The sequence below is a fragment of the Metabacillus herbersteinensis genome (genome assembly GCF_042433335.1).
Lineage (GTDB): Bacteria > Bacillota > Bacilli > Bacillales > Bacillaceae > Metabacillus > Metabacillus herbersteinensis.
This window is the reverse complement of the sequence record NZ_JBHLVO010000077.1, coordinates 1-1832: the sequence shown is the minus strand read 5'-3', so window position 1 is coordinate 1832 and position 1832 is coordinate 1. Positions and strand designations below refer to the sequence as shown.

The window sequence follows — 1832 nt, the reverse complement described above, 5'->3', positions numbered from 1 at the left end:
CGTTAGCATTCCTGTAGAGAGTTAATTATTGACTTTGATAAAAAAAGAGCTCCTCAGTAAGATTGAATATAGAAACCACTCTAAACTCAAAATCTTAAGGAGGAAGCTCTACTATGAAGTATAAAATGCAAGAAAAACAAAATCAACTTATTGAAAGAATCTCAGACCGCCATCTTGTGGTCGGAGTGGATATTGCACAACAAGTCCATGTAGCTCGAGCTGTAAATTTCCGTGGTATTGTGGTCGGTGACCCTCTCTCTTTTGAAAATAATGAAGAGGGCTTTACTAGGTTACTAGAATGGATTAACCGGTTAAAAACTATAAAAAATTTTGACACAGCAATAGTTGGTATGGAGCCTACCGGACATTACTGGATTAACCTATCAAAATGGCTATACGAACAAACCATTGATGTAGTTACAGTTAATCCTCATCTTGTAAAAAAGAATAAAGAAAATCGAGATAATACCCAATCCAAAAGTGATAAAAAAGACGCTCTCGTCATCGCTGATATGGTGAAGAATGGCTACTACGCCTTTATTCGCCCAACTTCAGAGGCTTTCGAAAAACTTCGGGTACTTATGTCTAACCGTGACGTGATCGTTAAACGACTCGTCAGTTCAATCAATCAAATAAATCGTTGGGTAGATGTTGTTTTCCCTGAGATGCGACAAGTCTTTAAAGACGTAAAAGGGAAAGGTGCAATCGCAACCCTCCGCCTATTCCCTACACCAACCGAGTTACGTTCTATGGAAGCCCAAGATATCATTAAAGGTTGGAAATCACTCATGAAGCGACACGCTGGATATAAAAAAGCCCAATCATTAATTGAATTAGCCAAACGTTCTGTTGGTAACCAACAAGCACATGATGCTTATAAACTACACCTGGAACAATTACTTGAAGAATTTGATCTCGCTACAACGCAACTCGAAAGAGTGGAACAAGAAGTCACTAACGTGCTTCAACAAATTCCTTTCGCACAGAAACTGCTCGCTATTAAAGGGATAAGTGAAATCTCTTTAGCTGGAATTTTAGGGGAAGCTGGAGATTTAAGTGGATTCGCCCATGGTAACTCTCTATTACGACATGGAGGATTACATCTAGCAGAGGCAAGCTCGGGTAAATGGAAAGGACAAATTGTCCTCTCAAAACGTGGGAGATCTCGTCTACGGCGATTCTTGTACTTAGCGACAATGAGTCTTGTCATGAACAACCCTGAGTTCAAGGAGCTTCACTCCAGCAATGTTAAAGTGAAAAAAATGAAGAAAATGAAATCAATTATGAAACTGATTGGTAAGCTTGCAAGAATATTAGTTGGTATGGTCCGACGTAATGAGTCCTATTGTCCCGAAAAAGTACAACCTTTAACACCAATAGCAGCATAATTGAGCCTTTGCTAAATTCTCTTCAAAGCGAATATATCAGAGTATATAACTAGTAGTTAATATTTAGATTAGTATTTTATCGAATGTTGGCTTATTCGTAGGATCTCAAAGAAAGCACGGAGTACTGGATGTGTTAAACCAAAGGGCATCGACCCGTTCCGTTAGCAAAACCGGCCTCCACCCCTTGGATAGGCATGACGAAGGAATGAGAGGGCTTAGACCCGTTGAGACATGGGAGGGACAGCCTCCAGGGGCGGCGTGGAGAATACGTGCATTATATGGTAAAAGTTGGAGTTTACTACTTACTCCTCTATTTCCGCACGCCTTCATGTAGCCAAACCTATTAAAACTCACTTCATTCATCCATTATTGTTCTATCAAGTGGTTTGAAATCCTGCGAATAAGTGAGCATTCGAGAGATAAATGTATCTAACTGAGGGAGTT

1 protein-coding gene is annotated in these 1832 nt (G+C 39.9%); it reads left to right on the top strand.

The annotated features are described in order from the left end of the window. Window positions 1-113 precede the first annotated feature (113 nt). Entirely contained in the window at window positions 114-1388 is a 1275-nt protein-coding gene (locus ACFFIX_RS27680) for an IS110 family RNA-guided transposase (RefSeq protein ID WP_378939873.1), read from the top strand. Window positions 1389-1832 lie beyond the last annotated feature (444 nt).

Excerpts from the sequence above, each read along its gene's own strand:
- ACFFIX_RS27680 (WP_378939873.1), top strand. The coding sequence starts at position 114 with ATGAAGTATAAAATGCAAGAAAAACAAAATCAACTTATTGAAAGAATC.